This window comes from Agrobacterium sp. RC10-4-1, from assembly GCF_014138475.1.
In the GTDB taxonomy this organism is placed as follows: Bacteria; Pseudomonadota; Alphaproteobacteria; order Rhizobiales; family Rhizobiaceae; genus Agrobacterium; species Agrobacterium pusense.
The window spans coordinates 1-19,194 of record NZ_JACJIT010000010.1 but is presented as its reverse complement, the minus strand read 5'-3'; the positions used below and the strand labels follow the sequence as shown (position 1 = coordinate 19,194).

General features: G+C 57.0%; 17 protein-coding genes and 2 pseudogenes. 12 read left to right on the top strand and 7 right to left on the bottom strand.

Annotated features, from left to right (window positions below; translation table 11 throughout):
- Positions 1-17: 17 nt before the first annotated feature.
- The 5 genes from FHW77_RS23455 to FHW77_RS23435 all read right to left on the bottom strand — a co-directional run bounded on the left by FHW77_RS23455 (position 18) and on the right by FHW77_RS23435 (position 6,553).
- Complete coding sequence (locus tag FHW77_RS23455; RefSeq protein ID WP_182590776.1) at positions 18-1,064, bottom strand: TlpA family protein disulfide reductase; 1,047 nt, start codon at positions 1,062-1,064, stop codon at positions 18-20.
- Positions 1,065-1,948: 884 nt separating this feature from the next.
- Positions 1,949-3,079: an NAD(P)/FAD-dependent oxidoreductase gene (locus FHW77_RS23450; RefSeq protein WP_182590775.1), complete on the bottom strand. Its 1,131-nt coding sequence runs from the start codon at positions 3,077-3,079 to the stop codon at positions 1,949-1,951.
- Positions 3,080-3,123: 44 nt separating this feature from the next.
- Entirely contained in the window at positions 3,124-4,131 is a 1,008-nt protein-coding gene (locus FHW77_RS23445; RefSeq protein WP_182590774.1) for a Gfo/Idh/MocA family protein, read from the bottom strand.
- A 19-nt stretch (positions 4,132-4,150) separates the two neighbouring features.
- Positions 4,151-5,659, bottom strand: a complete 1,509-nt coding sequence (locus FHW77_RS23440; protein WP_135856647.1) for an amino acid ABC transporter permease/ATP-binding protein — start codon at positions 5,657-5,659, stop codon at positions 4,151-4,153.
- A gap of 60 nt (positions 5,660-5,719) precedes the next feature.
- Positions 5,720-6,553 (bottom strand): ABC transporter substrate-binding protein, encoded by an 834-nt coding sequence (locus FHW77_RS23435; protein ID WP_182590773.1) that lies wholly within the window; start codon positions 6,551-6,553, stop codon positions 5,720-5,722.
- A 227-nt stretch (positions 6,554-6,780) separates the two neighbouring features.
- Between FHW77_RS23435 and FHW77_RS23430 the strand changes: the two genes are divergently transcribed.
- Positions 6,781-7,848: a LacI family DNA-binding transcriptional regulator gene (locus tag FHW77_RS23430; protein ID WP_182590772.1), complete on the top strand. Its 1,068-nt coding sequence runs from the start codon at positions 6,781-6,783 to the stop codon at positions 7,846-7,848.
- A gap of 407 nt (positions 7,849-8,255) precedes the next feature.
- A complete protein-coding gene (locus FHW77_RS23425) occupies positions 8,256-8,486 on the top strand; it encodes a BrnA antitoxin family protein (RefSeq protein WP_182590771.1) in 231 nt (76 codons plus the stop codon).
- Positions 8,487-8,643: 157 nt separating this feature from the next.
- Here the strand turns inward: FHW77_RS23425 and FHW77_RS23420 are convergent.
- Positions 8,644-9,767 (bottom strand): annotated as a pseudogene (locus tag FHW77_RS23420) (IS3 family transposase).
- A 433-nt stretch (positions 9,768-10,200) separates the two neighbouring features.
- Here FHW77_RS23420 and FHW77_RS23415 point away from each other — a divergent pair.
- Entirely contained in the window at positions 10,201-10,437 is a 237-nt protein-coding gene (locus FHW77_RS23415; protein WP_182590770.1) for a response regulator, read from the top strand.
- A gap of 7 nt (positions 10,438-10,444) precedes the next feature.
- Here the strand turns inward: FHW77_RS23415 and FHW77_RS23410 are convergent, their stop codons facing one another.
- The gene (locus FHW77_RS23410) at positions 10,445-10,711 is read right to left on the bottom strand and encodes a hypothetical protein (RefSeq protein WP_182590769.1); all 267 of its coding nucleotides are present in this window, start codon (positions 10,709-10,711) and stop codon (positions 10,445-10,447) included.
- Between the two features lie 953 nt (positions 10,712-11,664).
- Between FHW77_RS23410 and FHW77_RS23405 the strand changes: the two genes are divergently transcribed.
- The 9 genes and pseudogenes from FHW77_RS23405 to FHW77_RS23365 all read left to right on the top strand — a co-directional run bounded on the left by FHW77_RS23405 (position 11,665) and on the right by FHW77_RS23365 (position 19,004).
- Entirely contained in the window at positions 11,665-11,931 is a 267-nt protein-coding gene (locus FHW77_RS23405) for a DUF1488 family protein (protein ID WP_182590768.1), read from the top strand.
- A gap of 910 nt (positions 11,932-12,841) precedes the next feature.
- A complete protein-coding gene (locus tag FHW77_RS23400) occupies positions 12,842-12,982 on the top strand; it encodes a DUF4167 domain-containing protein (RefSeq protein ID WP_182590767.1) in 141 nt (46 codons plus the stop codon).
- Complete coding sequence (locus FHW77_RS23395) at positions 12,982-14,043, top strand: fatty acid desaturase (protein WP_182590766.1); 1,062 nt, start codon at positions 12,982-12,984, stop codon at positions 14,041-14,043. Before FHW77_RS23400 ends, FHW77_RS23395 begins: the two co-directional genes overlap by 1 nt.
- Positions 14,044-15,079: 1,036 nt before the next feature.
- A complete protein-coding gene (locus tag FHW77_RS23390) occupies positions 15,080-15,289 on the top strand; it encodes a cold-shock protein (protein ID WP_182590765.1) in 210 nt (69 codons plus the stop codon).
- A 295-nt stretch (positions 15,290-15,584) separates the two neighbouring features.
- On the top strand, positions 15,585-15,812 hold the full coding sequence (locus tag FHW77_RS23385) for a hypothetical protein (RefSeq protein WP_182590764.1): 228 nt from the start codon (positions 15,585-15,587) through the stop codon (positions 15,810-15,812).
- Between the two features lie 482 nt (positions 15,813-16,294).
- Entirely contained in the window at positions 16,295-16,540 is a 246-nt protein-coding gene (locus tag FHW77_RS23380) for a hypothetical protein (RefSeq protein WP_173616199.1), read from the top strand.
- A 132-nt stretch (positions 16,541-16,672) separates the two neighbouring features.
- Positions 16,673-17,563: a transglutaminase family protein gene (locus FHW77_RS23375; RefSeq protein WP_182590763.1), complete on the top strand. Its 891-nt coding sequence runs from the start codon at positions 16,673-16,675 to the stop codon at positions 17,561-17,563.
- A 163-nt stretch (positions 17,564-17,726) separates the two neighbouring features.
- Entirely contained in the window at positions 17,727-18,311 is a 585-nt protein-coding gene (locus FHW77_RS23370; RefSeq protein ID WP_286086123.1) for a response regulator, read from the top strand.
- A 408-nt stretch (positions 18,312-18,719) separates the two neighbouring features.
- Positions 18,720-19,004, top strand: a pseudogene (locus FHW77_RS23365) (co-chaperone GroES).
- Positions 19,005-19,194 lie beyond the last annotated feature (190 nt).

Genomic DNA, 19,194 nt, shown 5'->3' with positions numbered 1-19,194 from the left:
CATTCTGATCCAGTGAGTCACCCCAAGGCCGCCAAAGTCATCTCCTCTATCTCTTGAGAGAGACGCGGAGGTAAGACACCTTGCTTGATAAGCACCCTCAGCCTTGATGCGTATTCCTCAGCCTCCAAGCGTTTTCCTAGCGCCGCCGATGCGCGTGTTAGTGCCAGTTCCAAACGCATGCGATCTCCGAGCTTGAGTCCGACGGCGTCGTGCTGATCGATCTCCTTCATATCTCTCAGAACAAGTGGCAACATCTCTTGTGCGACGGCGGGATTGCGCAGGATTTCCGACGCAAGGCGAATGCGTAACGCGAAGTTGTCAGCGAATTTCACGATCGCGTCTTCGTAATGCATCTGAATATCAACCTTGGCACGATCTGCACACAGAAGCGCCTGGAGTTTGGCGAGGCAGTAGTCGCCGTTTTGCAGGATTGACGGAAAGCGCTGTTCCGCAACGTTGATGATCTGCAAGGCTGTTGTAACCTCATTGGCCATGACGGCTTCGTTCATGTCGTTAACGACGGACCGATAGCCAGCACCCGCTTCATTGATCTCCCGCAATCTCTGCTCTCGAGCCGCCACGATATCCCAGTTGCCATCTCGTACCCGGCTGAGAATTTGCACCAATGCATCCGGATATCCAGTCCAGAGGAGTACCCCGCTAGCATCAACCACGAAGGCGGCGGGCACCGCAACGTGACCACTTGCCTCGAACCATGCTCTCGTAACCTCGCCGCGAGAAAGCCGCGTGCGATCACTCGTCGCTTCAATGAAAAGGCGAGATTTTACCGAAAGCGAACGGCCAAAATCCAAGGTTGCTTCAACATCGCGCACCATGATAGCGACACCATAGCTGGATGTTTTGAACTCAGTGTCAAGGGCGGAAAGATTCTCGAGTACTTCAACACAGCCAGTACACCCAGAGTTCCAAAGGACGATTACACTCACCTTGTCAACGGAGGCAGGGAGCACGTGTTGCTCGCCTATCGGAATTTCAAGATCAAGCGTCGGTGCGCGGTCGCCCGGCAAAAAAAGCAAATCACTAAAATCCGCGCACCCAGCCATTTCCTCTGTCCTCATTGAATTAGATCAGGCACACTCCGCCGCCGCTAATGACGTAAGCGCACGTGCAATACGAGCCGAGCCCCGCAAAGCAATCCAAACTATCACGGCATTCCACCGCGGGGCATGGGATTGGTGCGGCAGCGTCGTCTGTTTCCACCCCGGCTATTTCGCGCGGTTCCGTGTCAGGGCTTTCTTTCTGGAACTCGACGCACTCCAGCAAAGACGCGGGATTGTTCAGGCTTCCCAGTTTTGACGACACATCAAACCGGACAGGAGGGACGATCAGCCGAGAAGAATCTCCAGATAAAGTTTGATTTTCTGGAAGAAATGCGACGCTAGGATGTCCATTTACGTTATACACAGGCTCCAATTGGCTCCCGTCCGTCGTTATGGACCAAGTGGATGAGTTCATTGCTACCGCGGAACGGATCACACCAGGCTGCATCGAAAGCTCGTGAGCGCAATCTAGGGATTTGGTGTTTCCTGATGTTCCCAATGGCCCCTTCATTTGTGAGTAGTGCAGAACTCCGCGTTTAATTTCCACTGTTACGCCCGGCTCAAGAGCGGCCCTCTCCCAGCCGCCTTTCGATATGAAAGAGTACGCTCTTTGGTGACCATAGAAGTCGAGTTCTTGTGAGGGAAACCTTTCGCTCACCATTTTGGTCTGGTTTGGAATACTTGAGACTCAACCAGGTCGTTTGCGTCTGACCCGGAGTTGTGCGCTGGTTAAAAGCCGATAGCGCCTTGACGGTCTGTTCAGAACCTTGGTGATCTCATTTATCACTTTGCCGCCGGAACCGGTTCGGGTAGGCGGGCTTTCTTCATTCTCGAAAAGAAACCCGCCGCGGTAGCGGCAGGCTCATCTCTTTTTGTGCGCCCTGATTTCAGCTTATGGAGAAACGCTCAGGTCGAAACGTCGCGAGCATGGGATGTTCGGTCCCCGTCACAACCTCGAACGCGAGTAATTCGCCAACGATGAGACCCAGTGTTGCACCGCTATGGCTGAAGGCCACGTAATAGCCCGGGATAGCTTTGAAAGCCCCAATCACTGGCTCCCCGTCGCCGGGGATAGGCTTGCCACCAACGCCGATCGAAGCGACCTCGATCTGCGGATTGCCTTCCATTACCTTCGAAGCTTCCGCCAGAAGCTCTCCAACGGCGCCATCGTCGATGTCATAGCTGCCGTCTGCGCGCACCCTCACACCCTCGTCGGCCGCCCAGTCGGCATCAAGCGAAAAGGTACTTCCCGGCGCTGGGCGAACAGCGACTCGCGGTGTGTTGAGGACAGCCCGCAGGGGATGGGCGAGCGGTTTGGTCTGCACGAGAAGCGCGACGGGTGTCCCGTCGCCGATCGTCTGCCCGCTTTCCGCAGCCATCTTCGGCACGGCCGGACCTGTCGCGAGCACAACAGCATCGGCTCGATGGAGATGACCGTCTGCGGTTTCCGCACCGACGGCACGACCACCCTCGAGCACGACCCGCGCGGCGCCCTGGTCCGTCACCAGAACGCCCCCGAGCCCGGAAAACTCTTTGAGAAGCACACCGATCAATATCGGCAGATCAACCCAGCCCTCCCCGGCATTGAAAATTGCACCCTGCCGGGTGATCGCGCCCGCATCGACACCGGGCGCGACACGGGCGACTTCGGCTGCGGAAAGCCGCAGTGCGTCGTAGGCAAGCGAAACCTCGTGGCGATAGGCCGCGTCGATCTCGTTGCGCTCGTCATCCGCATCCCAGGTCAGGCCACCATCGAACCGAAGCCAGTCTGCGTCGGGATTCCGCGACGCCAGCGTCCGATATCGGTCGATGCCGGCCATACGCAGTCTATGATATGGTTCCGAGCGCATACGCGCCGAGTTGAGCCAGGAGAGCGAGCGACCTGAGGCGCCATTGGCGGGCGGGCCGTCATTAAGGATCGTAACCTGGACGCCGCGTCGCGCAAGCTGCAAGCCGGTGGAAACTCCGAAGATACCGGCACCGATGATGACGGCCGAAGAGATAGTGTTGTCGGTCATGGGGTTGGCTTTCATTCAATTGTCATACGGATGGTGTGAAGCGGTCAGGGCTTTTCCCAGCGACCACTGGCGGCGGAGCGGAAGAGGGCGTCGATTGCCTTCATGTTCGCAATCGCGTCGCCAAGCCCCGTGTCGAGTGGCTCTCCGGAGAGAATGGCCTCGGCGAATGCATCGGCCTGTTCGCGATACTGGTCGACCTGCCCGATCATGATCTCCTCGCGCCCACCGCCAGCAAGATCACGGCCGTCATCGAAGATAAGGACATTCGGTTCATCGGCCGGTGCATTGAAAGGAATGGGAATTTCCAGACGCCCGCGCGTTCCAAGCACCGTAACCTTTTGCGTGAGGGAAAGCTGTGTGGAACAGGTAAAGGCAAGCTGCCTTCCCTCCGGAAATGCCAGCAACCCGCTCGTCAGCCGGTCCGTGCCAAAGACGGGATCGCGCTCCATGAGCGCAATCGCCTGCACCGGTTCCGCGTCGAACAGAAAGCGCGCGGTGTTGATGGCATAACAACCGACATCGAAAAGACCGCCGCCGCCGATGTCGGCCTGATTGCGCACATTTGCGGGATCGTCGAGATAATAGGAAAAGATCGTCTGGATGACCCTGGCCTCGCCAAGGCGCCCTGCGGCGATCATCGCACGTGCTTTCTTCCATTGCGGATGGTGGCGAACCATGAAGGCTTCGGCGACGGGCAGGTCCGCCACCTTCTGTGCGGTCGCCAGTTCCGCCGCCTGCGCGGCATCAAGCGCGATCGGCTTCTCGCAGAGCACGGGTTTACCGTGCGCCAGCGCCTTGATCGTCAGGGGAACATGCAGATGATTGGGTAAAGGGTTATAGATTGCATCGATTTCCGGATCAGCCAGCAGATCATCATAGCTGCCATAGGACCTGGCGATACCGAAGCGCACGGCCATCTCCCTCGCCTTGCCAGCATCGCGCGAGGCGATTGCTGCAACGCGCCCCAGGCGGCTGGACTGGATGGCAGGAATGACCGCCTTGGCGGCGATGGCCGCGCAACCGAGCACGCCCCATCGTATCGTTCGTGGCATGTTTTTCTCCTCCCGACGGTTAGAGCACTTCCGCAAGGAAGCGCTGAAGACGCGGGCTCTGCGGGTTGTCGAATATTGCTTCGGGCGTGCCGGCTTCCACCACGCGCCCTTCGTCCATGAAGACGACCTGATCGGCGACCCGACGGGCAAATCCCATTTCGTGCGTCACGACGACCATAGTCATGCCGCGTGTGCCGAGTTCGGCCATGAGGTTGAGCACACCCTTGACCAACTCAGGATCGAGAGCGCTCGTCACCTCATCGAAGAGGATGACTTCCGGTTCCATGGCAAGCGCACGGGCAATGGCGACGCGCTGCTGCTGCCCGCCGGAAAGACCGCCCGGACGGTGATGCTGGCGGCTCGCAAGACCGACATCCGCAAGCCTTACCTTGGCGATACGCTCGGCCTCGGCTGCCGGCAGGCCTTTGATCTTCGTCAGCGACAGCATGACGTTTTCCAGTGCCGTGTGATCCGGAAAAAGATTGAAATGCTGGAAAACCATGCCGACCCGGCGGCGCAGCTTTTCCGGCTTCATGGCGAGGATGCTTTCACCATCGATGAGAATATCGCCACTTTTCGGCTCGACCAGACGGTTTAGCCCACGCAGCAGGGTTGATTTGCCGGAACCGGACGGGCCGATGATGCAGGTGACGCTGCCCGGCTTTACGGTGAGGTCGACACCTTTCAGCACGTCGAGATCGCCATAGGCCATGCCGAGACCGCGCACGTCGAGGCGACCGCCCTTGAAGGAGACACCGGTTGCGCGGGCTGCACTGTCGAGTTCACTAACTTCTTCCAGCCCACTGGTGATGGTCGAGGGGCGCTGCTTGCCAATCCGCAGGCGATTGTCGATTGCATTGACGACATGGGTGAGCGGTACGGTGACGATGAGATAAAACACGCCTGCCAGCAGCAGCGGTGAAAGATTGCCCGTCACCACCGCCTGGTCCTGCCCTACGCGGAAAATCTCGCGCTCAGAGGCCAGAAGCCCAAGGAAATAGACAAGGCTTGAATCCTTGACGTTGCCGATGAACTGGTTGACGAGGGCCGGCAGCACACGGCGCACGCCCTGCGGCACGACGATAAGGCGCATCCCTTGACCGTAGCTCATGGACAATGCCCGGCAGGCCTCCATCTGTCCGCGGTCGACGCTCTGGATACCGGATCGGAAAATTTCGCCGATATAGGCGCCGGCAATCAGGCTGAGCGCCAGAATACCGAGTGGATAAGGTGACGGTCCGAAGAGCTCGCGACCGATGCGGGCAAAACCCTGACCGATAAGGAGGATTGTGACGATGGCTGGCAGGCCGCGGAAAATATCGGTATAAAGACGTGCGGGTATCCGCAGCCATGGCGAGCGGGAAATGCCCATGATGGCGAGTATCATGCCGATGACGACGCCAAGCACCGTCGAAGTCGCAGCCAGGATCAGCGTGTTCTTCAGACCGACTGTGATCATGGTCGGCAGCACTTCGGCCATGGCGTTCCAGTCGAGGAAGCTGCGGCGCAGGTTTTCAAGCCAGTTCATCAGGATATCCCTTAAAAGAAAGGTCGGTCCGACCAGTGAAGGCCGGACCGGAAGGCGGCATCACTGCTTGGGAAGATACGCCTGCGGCATCGGCGTGCCGGGGAACCATTTTTCGTGCAGCTTTTTCCAGGTGCCGTACTGCATGGCCTCTTTCAGGCCCTTGTTGAGTGCCTCGCGCAAAGCATCGTTGCCCTTGCGGATGACGAAACCGGCCGGTGCATCGAAGCTCGGAATATTGACTGCAATCTTCAGCGCCGGGTAACGGGTGGAATAGTCCTTCGCCGCCTCGAAATCGAGGAAATGGGCATCGACCGTGCTGTTGTTGAGAGCGGAAACGGCAGAGTTGTTGTCCGGGAACTTCACGAGATCGGTGCCGGCAAAGTTCTTTTCGGCATAGATTTCCTGCAGCGTGCCCTGCACGACGCCGAGACGCTTGCCCTTGAGGCCTGCTGCATCGGTGATGCCGGCCTCCGGAGTAAGGACGCTCAGGAAACCTGCGAGATAACCATCGGAGAAATCAACGGTCTCCTTACGCTTGGCCGTTGTACCGATTGCAGCCGCGGCCACATCGAAGCGGCCGTTGGCGACCGAGGGCATCAGGGCCGAGAATTCCTGGCCGGTGAAGACCACCTGCTCTTTCTTGAAGCCAAGACGTTCGGCGACATTGAGGAAAAGCTCGATGTCGAAGCCGGTAAAGTTACCGTCGGCGGTGGTGAAGGCATAGGGCTTGGCATCGCCCATCGTGCCGACACTGATGGTGGCGGGATCGATGAGGCCAAGGGGATTGTCGGCAAGCGCCGGTGTCGCCGCGCCTGCAACGACACTGAGCGTGACCGCGATCGCGGTGGCACAGATTTTGGCAAAGGGGAAATTGAAGGCTTCGGTAAATCGCATTGGTCTCGTCTCCTCTGGTGTCGTTGCCTGCGATGTATTCAAGGCGCATGGGTCCCATCCGGACGGCGGCATGACCTCACCCGCCCGGCCCATGCAGTTCGCATGTCGGAAGTCTTTTAGATTATTGAGACCGGTCTCATTTAAAAAAGAGACCGGTCTCTTTGATTATTCGCAATTGTTATCTTCGCGTTTGCCAGTCGTCAAGTTCTCTTGTAAGGCTACCATTTATGGACAAGAGCCTACCCAGAAGTACTTCTGTCACCGTGGCTGACGTCGCGCGCAGGGCCGGCGTCTCGAAGGCAACGGCTGCGCGCGTGTTGGGCGGCTACGGAACTGTTAGCGACCGGGTCCGCGAGGCCGTCACCGCCGCCGCTGATTACCTCGACTATCGCCCCAATGAGCTTGCCCGCAGCATGACAACGGGTCGCTCCGGTGCGATCGGTGTGGTGGTGGGTGATATCGAGAACCCGTTCTTTAGTCTCGCCATGCGCGGCATAACCGATGTCGCCCGACGGGCAGGATTCACCGTCATCCTCATAAATTCGGGCGAGGATGTTCTGATTGAAAAAGCGGCCATCCGCACCTTGCTTGCCAGGCGTGTAGACGGCCTCATCGTTTCACCGGCCAAGGAAACTGATGTCGGGCACCTGCATGAAGTTGTCCGCTCGGGGTTGCCGCTTGCGTTGCTCGACCGCGGAAGCGACACGCTCGACGTCGACACAGTTATTGCTGACGACCGGCATGCCGCCGAAAACATCACGCGCCGGCTGATTGCGCTCGGCCACCGCCGCATCGCTTATCTTACCGCCTGCGATACGCCGGACCATCGCTTCCGTACGACAAAAGATATTGCCACCGGTTCCGTGCGTCGGCGTATCGAAGGATATCTTGAAGCCTGCCGCGAAGCCGGCCTGACCGCAATGGGAGATTGGGTAAAGGTTGGCGCCGCGACCCCCGAAAAAACGCGTCGCATCGTTACCGAAATGCTCCAATCGTCACGGTGGCCGACGGCAATCATCGCATCGGACAGTACAATCGCCCTTGAAGTGTTCAAGGTTCACGCCCAACTTGGGTTCAACATTCCCGACGATGTGTCCCTTGTGTCATTTCACGACGCAGACTGGACATCGGTAACGACGCCCCCCGTTACAGTCGTGCGCCAACCTGTCTACGATCTCGGCGCGACGGCGGCTCAAATGTTGGTGGAACGGTTAAATGGTGAAGGTCAGGTGGCGCGAAAAGTAGTTCTGAAAACGGAAATCGTTGAACGAGCTTCCACCCGAGAAGTGCTTTGACTCTGCCGATGCAGTTGAACGGAATCGAACCGCCGGGCTTAACTTGATTGGCCAAGTCTCTGATTACATGCTGCTGCCCGCCACAGTAGCCAATTATGGGAACCAGTCACCGATGGTTTCTGGACAGGTATGGCAGGCTTTTAGAACACTAAACTCCTAGCGAAGATCGAAGGCGATTCCGGTGAGGCTTCCCGCAACCGGTTCGGCAGTTGCAGGAAACCCGTGTTTAACATCGCGATATGCGATCTCTTCTGGATTGCGGAGCGGCTGACCAGTTTATCACCAGCAATTACGCTCTTTCGGCTGCCCGCTACACGTTTGCTACGACCACCGCTGTGCTGGACATACAGCTTGGAACAAACTGACCGGCTGCGCTATTCAGGCGCACGACACAAGAGGATATGACCATGGCAACACCCCGACGACCGTCCAATCCGAAAGACGCAGCCGAGGCGCTTTTCAAACCGGCAAAGAAGGACACAGCGACGGCCATTGAACGGCCTGCAATCCCTAACACCAGGGACCTTGTATCATTGAAGATCGACAGCGATGTCCTCGCGCATTTTCAGGCAGACGGTCCAGGCTGGCAAGAGCGCATCAACGATACCTTGCGAGCCGCAATGAATGTGTCCAATTAAGCTCTCAAATTAAATCGAACCGTTGGCGGACGGTATCCAAACGCAGATCATTGAAAACTCTAGCTCGTCACCTTCGGCGTACCGATGTGAAGATCCGACCTGCATTGATCCTGGTTGTAGACTGTGAATAGCCCCGAGTTTCGTAGACACCCTCGGGTTAGATTTTCTGCTGCTTCTCGAACTCGACGGGCGACAGCATCCCGTTCCTGACGTGTTTGCGTTTCGGGTTGTAGAACATTTCGATGTAGTCGAACATGTCCTGGCGTGCTTCATCGCGTGAACGGTAAACCCTGCGACGTATCCTCTCTCGTTTCAGAAGATTGAAGAAGCTCTCGGCCACCGCATTGTCATGGCAGTTGCCGCGTCGGCTCATCGAGTGAACCAGATTGTGCTGCCTGAGGAACGAGGCTCAGTCCATGCTGGTAAACTGCGAGCCCTGATCCGAGTGGATCAGCACCTTGTCTTTCGGTTTGCGTCGCCACACCGCCATGAGCAGCGCCTGCAATACGACGTCCGTGGTCTGTCGGCTCTGCACTGCCCAGCCGATGACCCGGCGAGAATAGAGGTCGATGACAACCGCAAGGTAAGCGAAACCTTCGCAGGTTCGAATGTAAGTGATGTCCGTGACCCAGGCCTTGTCCGGAGCTGCTACGTCGAATTGCCGGTCGAGCTTATTATCGACGACAGACGGTCTGCCGCCATAGATGCCGGGACGGCGTTTGTAGCCGATCTGCGCCTTTATTCCGGCGAGACGCGCCAGGCGCGCGACCCGGTTCGGGCAGCACATCTCTCCCTGATCGAGAAGGTCGTCGTGCAGCTTGCGATAACCGTAGACCTTTCCGCTCTCTTCCCATGCCTTCAGGAGCAGATCGGTCTGTCGCTTGTCCTCATTGGCTCGCCTGCTCAGCGGGTTCTTCAGCCAGGTGTAAAATCCACTCGGGTGAACCCGCAGAAGACGGCACATCGTCCGCACCGAAAACTGCAAGCGATGCAAAGCAATGAACGCGTACTTCACTTTGCATCCCTGGCGAAATACGCGGCCGCTTTTTTTAGGATATCGCGTTCCTCAGTGACGCGAGCCAGTTCCTTCTTCAGCCGCCTGATCTCCTCGGCCTCGTCGTTGCCCTTGGAGTCCGACCCAGCAAACTTCTTCTTCCATTCATACAGCGAATGCTGGCTGACGCCGAGACGCTGCGACACCTCAGCCACCGGATAGCCCCGCTCCGTGATCTGCCGCACCGCGTCACGCTTAAACTCTTCGCTGAAATTCGATTTGCCCATGATGCTCTTCTTGCCTCAAAATTAGGAAAGAAGGCGTCTACAAATCTCGGGGCTATTCACTGGTCATCGGTGAGCATCGTGCCAATCAGATCAACCGAGAGAACATCATCTTCCCGCAGATGGAAGAAGTATCGCTGCATGTTTAATGTCCTGCACTCGCTATGAGACCTCAAACATCATCCTGTGTGGATTGTTCCCTTGAGAGGCTCAATCCCTAAGAATGGCTCGGGATTTCGGAACCGCAAACCGGCATTGTGGTTCGGGTCGCAGCTAACGATATGATCTCGTTCTTGTCCGCTCGACGCAGACGCTGACAGCGGTCCGGAGGTGAAGGTGAGACCTTCACCGTTGCGGGCGTAGGGACTGCGCCATCGAGAGCAAGGGAAATTCTTGTGTTACGGCAATTCAGCTCCTGATTGTGGAGCAGCGAGTTATGCTGACCGCGGCATGCCGTGATCGGCTGGTGAACGCGGGGGCAACTCTTATCGGGCCGCTTCGATCACCAGCAGACATTCTGGATGCATTGATGGAGGAAGGCGTGGACGCCGCGATCCTCGACGTTGGTGCCGATGACGAAACACTCGTCTCGGCGTCCATTATTCTCGAAGCAGCGAACGTGCCGTCTGTCTTCGCGTCCGGTCCGCCGGGCGCGTCATCCACTCTTCATTGATCTTCGCTCAAGCTGTCGGATCCGCGCTGATGATGGACTTCTTCTGGTAGTTGATCATGAAGCGAAACTCCCGAAGTGCTACACCCCGCTTCTTTGCGAGCAAATCTGCATCAATTTGATGGTCGTCGGTCAGTTCGGGAAGGTCCTCAAGCATTTCATCAATAGTCTTTTCTACGAGGTAGAGTTGCATCCGCTCATTCAAAGTGAAGCGGGTGGCCCAACGGAAAAGTACGCGTCGAAGGAGGTCGTGAGCGAAATCAGACGGAAGGGGCAAGAACTCGTCCTCCACACACGATAGGCGGGAGCACGTAGTAACCCTCAGTCGTCACCGCCTATTAATTCGGTTGGTGACAATGCGCGAAAAATTACCCCCAAACGGGATAAAGTCGACCCAGTAGTTGGCTAGGCTAATTAATACACATTGACGGAAGCGCAGAATTCTGGCCTGCTTGTGCAGTGATGACGATGGACGCAGCTTGCGCAGTAGCGATATGGCGCATTGGCAGGATGGTATAACCATCCGGCGAAAGCATCCAACCCAAAACACAAGGCTCCTGACAGGGCTGTTTTTATGTCTGTGTCACAAGCAACTCATTAGGCTTTCACTCCCCGATACGTGTAGCGAGACGCCCACGATCCGATCGTTGGAAGGCGCCTCGTTCAGCTCTCTTATCAGGCGGGCCTGCGCCCCAACCGCAGCTCGATATTTTCTTCGGCGGCTGCGCCGGCGAGCCTGCGTTCGAAATCGTCGTGAGCAACATAATCTCTCTCCCCTTTTTTGGTTTCGAGAGTTGTTTTCAACGACCACTGGTTGCGGCTCCAAACCTGCGTACCCGGCCTCCCCTTGTAATTCAGTATTTCAGCACGACTTAAGATGGCAGTGACGGCTCGTCTTCAGGGCGCTGTCATCAAGGGTGCAAAAACCTTGCCCCAACCAAAGGACGATGGAATGTCTTCCAATCCAGCAGCACCGCATGTCGAACCCGCCGGCTTCAAGTTGGTCAGGGAAGTCTCAAGGTCCGCCGGCCTCCGGGGATCCGAGTCGGAGGCGAGTTCCAACATGAAACGTGACACCTCGCTCCTATCCGAGTTCCGCAGCGGTGTAACGACCAAATCGGCTCTCCTGAGTTCTCTCGCCAAGCGGCAACAGTCATCGACGCGAGCAAGCCTTGATTCCCAACCCAAGTGCAGCGCTGTTGATCGGTGGCAAAATGAGGGAGGGCGCTAATGGGCATCTCGTTCCCGAACGAAGCTCGTAGTTTTGACGATAGAAATCGCTGTGTCCGTTTTACCGGATACGACGGGATGTTCGAGGTCAAATTCTATCTGGCGACCGAAGTCTTGGCCTGCGAGAAGTCTCATCGAAATACCAGCGAGGCAGACTACCTGGCGTCCTTCGACGCGTTACGACCAAGAATTCTGAAAGCTGCGATCTCTGCTTATTCAAAAACTCGATCCAGCGCCATCACGCTAGATCTCACGCATTTTCGTTGAGCATACCGTGATCCTGAAAGGATACGACCGTGCATCATCCGACCAAATCAGTTCCAGCGCTCCAACCAGGAGCAGCGAAAACTATACCTGTGAGCGAATTCGCGAAAAGGTTTCGCCTCAGTCAGGTGGAGGAGAACCGATTGCGGAAGCTCCTGGGGCCCATCGCCAGGGAAATAGACCTCCTCCGAAATGCCGGCAGATAGAGGGCTGGCCCGCCACAGGGATTCCAGCATTCTCAAGACAGGAACGGTGCCATCATGAATACAACATTGAAAAGCATCACTATCGTTCGACCGTTGCAGCTTCCGGGGATGGCGCAACCTCATCCACCAGGCGTGTTCGAGCTTGAGATTGATGAGGAGCCCGTTGACGTGACATGGGAGGCTTATCATACGACAATGACCTTGCTCCTTAGCTCGAACGGCGCACCGAGGCGTGGCCTGTATCGAGGAAGGAATTTGAAAAGACGCTGGCGCCGTCCCATTGCCCCTTGAGCAATCTCGCGATGCTTCGGATCCTGGGTGGTACGTCCATACGCCATCTGCGACACGTTCTCGAACTTCCCGACTATCAAGATTGCCGATCTGCTGGACACGTTGACCGGCTGACTCTCTGCATGGGGTTAGCATCGTTTGGAGCCGACACGGGAGGCCAGGCAACATCAAACGGCCGCAATGCCGCGGTACACGGCAGCCGAACCGCGATGCCGCTCCAAAGGGCGATACCATTGGCGAGTTTGCCAATGTTAATCGCTGGCAATTAATCCCGAAATCACGACCTTTATGGAGCAAGCCTCATGACGGCTTGAATTGTTCTTTTGAAATCACCACACCGAAATTCTACTCCGTCTGCCAGCAGCCGTGCTCGGGCGGCCGCGAATACGACAGTGATATCGAGCTCGCAGAACCTAATGAGACGGCATGAACAATATATGGTTTCAGCGCGAGAAGCCGCCCAAGCCGGTGACCGGGTCGAGGCGGAAAACCTCTATCAGCACGCTGAACACTTTTATCGCACGGCAGCCCTGCAGAAAGCCGGCGCGGAAAGATGATGGTGGAAACAAAGTCATCCACGGACCAAGGCTCGGACGAAAAGGCCTGGCTTAAAATCCTCGCTAAATATCGCACGCCGCATGCGGGCCGCAGCGTGTTCGAGTTGGCCGTCACAGCAATCCCTTTTGCCGCTTTCTGGACGCTGACCTGCTTGGCGGTTCATTACGGCTTCTGGTGGGGCCTGATCCTGATCGTCCCGGCGGCCGGATTCCTGCTGCGGCTGTTCATGATCCAGCATGATTGCGGCCACGGCTCTTTCTTTGCACGCAGGCGCTTCGATGACTGGACAGGACGCGTTCTCGGCGTCCTCACGCTGACCCCCTATGACTATTGGCGCAGGGCGCATGCCACACATCACGCGTCGGCCGGCAATCTCGATGAGCGCGGTGTCGGAGATATTACCACTCTTACCGTGACGGAATATTATGGTCGGTCGCGCTGGGGACGGATTGGATATCGCCTTTATCGGCATCCAATAGTGATGTTTGGCATCGGCCCGGCCTGGCTTTTCCTCTTCCAGCAACGCCTACCGATGGGGATGATGCGCGATGGCGTGCTTCCCTGGATATCGACGATGGCTACCAACGCTGCGGTGATGGTGATCGCCGCGCTCCTGACCTGGGCGATCGGCCCCGTCTCCTTTCTAGTCGTCCACCTACCGATTGTCCTTCTCGCGGGTTCGATTGGCGTGTGGCTATTCTACGTGCAGCATCAATTCGAGAAAACGCACTGGTCTAAGGAGCCGGAATGGCAGTTTCCAAAGGCCGCCCTGCACGGTGCTTCGCACTATGACCTGCCGCGTCCTCTGCGCTGGTTGACCGGCAACATCGGCATTCACCACGTGCACCACCTCTCAAGCAAAGTCCCCTACTATCGCCTCCCCGAGGTCCTACAAAATCACCCGGAACTCGGCGAAATCGGCAGGATCACGCTGTGGCAGAGTCTGCAATGCGTGAAGCTGGTCCTGTGGGACGAAGGAAGCCGGCGCTTGGTCTCGTTTCGTGAAGCGGCTGCTATCGCGCCGGTCACTCGGGCAACTCATCGACACAGCCCAGCATAGATCAGAAGATTTTTGCGACGGAAATTGTGCGGCGCAGCATTCGTACCAAATGCGAACACGTGCCCATGACGGGCAAAGGAGAAGGATGAGCCACAGCACATAGATGCGCGCCTGTTGATTAAGCGAAGAAACTTCGGTTCGAACTACGGTTTGCGAAGTCGCGACCATCCTCGCTCCCAAAACGCCGTTCGTCGTCCTGCACGGCCGCGCGCCTTCCTTTTCCGGAACCGCGGCGGGCGAACAACGCCAACCTGTGTTTCAACTGGCTTGAACCAAGCGATCATCCGCGATGCCAGTGAAGTTCTGTCAGTCCGCGAGATGATAGACCACGTCGTCGAGTCGCACGGTTGGATCGTGACAAGATCTTCATTATGGGACTGGGTCGCCGGCGCGATCATTGGCGGGCTTCCTTATGGAACCGCCTCAGGGGTAGAGCGGGCTTTCGAGCGGATGCGAGGCAGAACGCTGCGAGCGTCCCAGATACAATCGCCCTCGTGACCGCAGCGTCCTTAAGGGCCACCCTAGCATCTCCATCTGGCACGGAGCACACGACCAGCCGGTATAGCCAGTCAACGCCGAGCAGATTGCCCTTCAATGGGCCGGCGTGCAGCACGTCTCCGACGTACAGGATGCGATCGAACCATCAATAGCGATAGTCGTAAGATCTGGCTCAATGAGAGCGACAAGCCCGGTATCGAGATCAATCTCATCAAGGGCATGGCGCACGGTGTACCCTCGCTATTAACAGCGAAAGCTCCTTTGGAAGATCCAGCCGCAGCTGGAGCCCGGAATTTTTCGACCGCACGAGAGACTGGTTGCGCGACACAGGTTCGACACGACCAAGACAGCAGGAGCTTGGAACAAAAACGAGATAGGTATTGCAAAACCAAAAATTGAGCTTATATATTGTTAATCGACCAATGCTTGTGACGTCGTTCCAGAGCTCTATGCTCCCGTCGGATTTCCTCTCCAATAATCGATCTTATCCCGCAAGGCATCGCGGGAATCACAACGATTGCTTTGAAAGGAAATCGTTATGAACACTGGTACTGTAAAGTGGTTTAACTCCACCAAAGGCTTCGGCTTCATTCAGCCTGACAATGGCAGCACGGATATCTTCGTGCACGTGTCTGCCGTCGAGCGCTCCGGTATGCGTTCGCTCTCGGACGGTCAGAAGATCGCTTACGACATCGTCGAGGACCGCAAGTCCGGCAAGAGCTCTGCCGACAACCTTCAGGCGGCATAGTAACGTCATTCGCACCGCTGACCACGGATGTATTGGCAGCAAAGCTGAATGGCTGTGAGAGGTCGGGTTCCTATCCGTCCTTTTGTTTTTCCGCCACAGAGATTGGCAATTTTAATCTCCGGAGCGTCCGCAAGGATGAGTCCAGTTTCGACCGCTCCGTGGCTTAAGCTGCGTGGCAGGCAGGAATGACAGTAGCCTGCCCAAACGGCGAGGCAGGCATGTGGCAGACATAATAGCCGCATCAATAGGCATCGCTGTCTCTCCGACGGCCTTACCCGAACGAGAGGAGGACGCGATGTCTTCCAACGAGTATTCCGCCTACGTTTCACAAAATCTGGCTCGTTCCAGTCCATTCGGATATCAGGAACAAGCGACCCTTCGCGCGCTTCTCGAGACCGTGGTCACCCGAGCCGCTCAGCGAATCCTGCCCGTGGCGGCGCTGAGTGCCTTTCCAAATTTCGGCATCGACGGAAAAACCCGCATGCGGGCGATAGTACAAGGTAAGACGCTCCTCCCCGTTTAGCATATTTCCTTCGAGACAAACGCCGACCCAAATCGCTCCAGCTTAAACAGCGGCGACATTTATCCGGCGCCCAAGGACAGGCCCATGGCCGACGGCCAAGCGTAGCAACCGCGAAATCCGTAAACCGGAGGAAGTCAAGACCGCGACAGTGACACCCGCGCCCTCTGGCTCGGAGGTCAAGCTCACACGCGGCCATACGGCGAGTGCCAGTAAGAAATAGCTCGTCGTTGTCACGCCAATACAATCGCAAAGGGCGCGATAACGCGCTCACTCGAGGACAAAATGACAAACTATGCCACCCCAAAATCGCCAGGGTCGCTATTTCGCATACTTGGCGCCGAAGCCGGTTCCAGTGCCGAAAAGCTCTTGAACCTTCGAAAACGGATGCAACTGCGGAAGCGCGAACTGCGCGACAGCGAACGAGCCTTCCGAGATGCCACCCGTCGCCTCCGTCATTCTCTCGCAACCGCGAGGGTGCAAATGTGACCCAGTTCGATTATACGGGCGGAGCTGGACTTTACGCCGGCAAGTCGAAAGCTGGAATAAGCGGCCCTCGCTATCGGCGGTTCGAGACAGCTGCCGAAGCCCTCCGTTTCGCCGTAGAGGACATGCCAAACAGTCAGCAACGTGGCTCTATGTTGGAGATTGACGAGGCACGTTTTGATCAGAACCAGATTCGCGCGCTCTATGACGCGCCAGGCTACCCACTTTCACGCCGGCTCGCCTGATCGGCGACAGCTCTGGAACGCCGGCATAGCCTTTGATCTGCGACGCTCAGAGAATCGGGATCGCCGTCGCAGCTATGCCTTTGCCCTGTCTCAGGGCAACGGCGTCGCCATCAGCTTTTAGGGTCTGTTGCTATGCCGGTGCTCAACATTCATCATCGTACAACTTACATTTTTCGAGAGAAGGTGTCGCTGTCGCCGCACCGCCTTATGCTCAGGCTACGTGAAGGACGCGAGCTCAGGCTGCTGAGCCATGAGATTTCCATTTTCCCCGAGGCTGAGCTGAGCTGGTCTAATGACGTATTCGGCAATGCGATCGCCTCAGCGACATTCCAGACACCAAGCGCGAGTTTGGTAGTGGACAGCATGGCGGCCGTGGATTTGACCGCGGCTGAATGGCCCGTCTTCGACATTGCGGTGTCGGCAATCAACTATCCTTTTCTGTACACCGACAGTGATTGGACTGATCTCGGTGCGCTTACGGTTCAGCAGTACGAAGATAGCGACTGCCGGCTTGCGACATGGGCTCGCGGTTTCGTCGCTGGCACGCCGACCGATACGCTGTCCCTTCTCAAGGATATCAGCCTTGGTATTACCTCATCTATCTCTTACCAGAGCCGGGAAGAGGAAGGCACGCAGGCGCCGTTGACGACGGTCGATCGGGGTTGGGGTTCTTGCAGAGACTTTGCCGTATTGTTCGTGGAGGCAGTGCGCAGCCTCGGCTTTGGCGCCCGGATCGTCTCGGGCTATCTGTTCAATCCGGACAGTTCACTCATTGGGTCGACGAACCACGGATCGACGCACGCCTGGGCAGAGGTCTTCGTTCCCGGCGCTGGCTGGATTACATTTGATCCGACGAACCGTAGTATAGGTGGTGCCAACCTGATTCCTGTCGCTGTGACGCGCGACATCGCGCATGCAGCGCCGGTTTCAGGTAGTTTCACCGGCGCTACAGACGCATTCCTGTCGATGGACGTGGTCGTAGAAGTCAAAACGCTCGACCCAGCTTTAGTCGCGCGACTATAGAACGATCGGATCGAGGTGGCTCAATCGTCACCTTGTGGCGCTTCTCGATCTCGACGGGACGAGAACCATCGGCCCCCTTCTACGTGAGCATCGCCTCCGTTAACCCGCGCATGCCAAAAAACAGATGCCTGAAGAATGCGTGGGCAGGGACACTGCCTATGTCATGGCCAATATCCAAAGGCTCGGTGCGATTGGGGATGGACTTATCACATCAAAGGTCTATGTATTTGTCATCGTCAGCAAACGAATTCGTAGGCGCTGGCGGCTGAGGGCCAAGAGCTCCCGCCTGCCAATGCAGGACGTTCTCATGGTCGATGATTCCGCCGAGACTTCTCAGAACATCATCAGCACAGACGGGAGCAAGCTGCTTGTTCTCCTTGCAGAAGATGAAACCCTTATTCAAGTAACTCTCGAAGATGTCGTGACGGAAGCAGGCTTCGAGCACTTCTCAGTATCGAGCGCGGACGAGGCTATCCGTGCTTTGGAAGAGGACTCTGCCCGCTTTTGCGCCCTAATAACCGACGTGAGGATGCCAGGACAAACAAACGGCTGGGATTTGGCTCGCCGGGCTCGGGAATTGCAGCCGATGATGCCAGTGATCTATATCACCGGGGACAGCGCCAAGGAGTGGGCAGCTCAAGGTGTTCCGAATAGCGTTCTGCTTCAGAAGCCTTTTGTCCATGCGCAGCTCGTCACGGCATTAACCACTCTGCTGAACGATGCTGCCACCAGGGGGACTGGCCAATAACTCGTCAGCATGAAAGACGGGAGTCCGCCCGTGCGCTCGATCTTTTGCTTGGCCTTCTCGATGGCGCTGTGCCAACGGCTGCGGTCTGCCTGCCGTCCCGGCCTTTGCCCACCCGGCGGTCAACTCACCGCTGTTCGCAATCGATCGTCCGTTGGCCACTCGACCGCGTCGATCGTTCTGCTATCGCTGTCGTCGCTTCCGCTTTTGCAAGCGAGTGTTCATTGAAAGCGGGCGGCCTCCCTCCTCGCGTTTTTAGTGTCGGGAAATCCATCCGGTTTAGCCGTACCGGGCGCTTAACTCCTTTGGCCGGCCGTCCCTTACGAATTCTCTAGCACTCTTATAATTAGCCTGCTAACGTATGCTATGGGGAGCGGCCATTGGGTTCTCTTCCGTCGAAGGATCCCAAACATGTTAACTACTGTTTTCCGGCCGTTGCACGACCGGGTTGTCGTGCGTCGTATCGAGGCCGAAGAAAAAACCAAGGACGGGATTGTCATTCCAGATACCGCCAAGGAAAAGCCAGCTGAAGGCGAAATTGTTGCCGTTGGCTCTGGTACCCGCCACGAAGGTGGCAACCTCAACCCGCCTGACGTGAAAGTCGGCGACCGTATCTTGCTTGGCAAGTAGTCCGGGACCGAGATCAAGTTCAACGGCGAGGACCTGTTGATCATGAAGGAAGGCGACGTCATGTGAGTGATGGCCTCAGCTTCGGCCGAATCTTTTTCTTTTTCATAACGTCCACAGGGCGAGGAGCCCGGGAGTTTGTCAATGCCTGCCAAACAAATCATATTCGGCCGCACAGCACGCGAAAAGATGCTCAAGGGCGTCGACGTTCTTGCTGATGCAGTGAAGGTAACCCTCGGCCCGAAGGGTCGTAACGTCG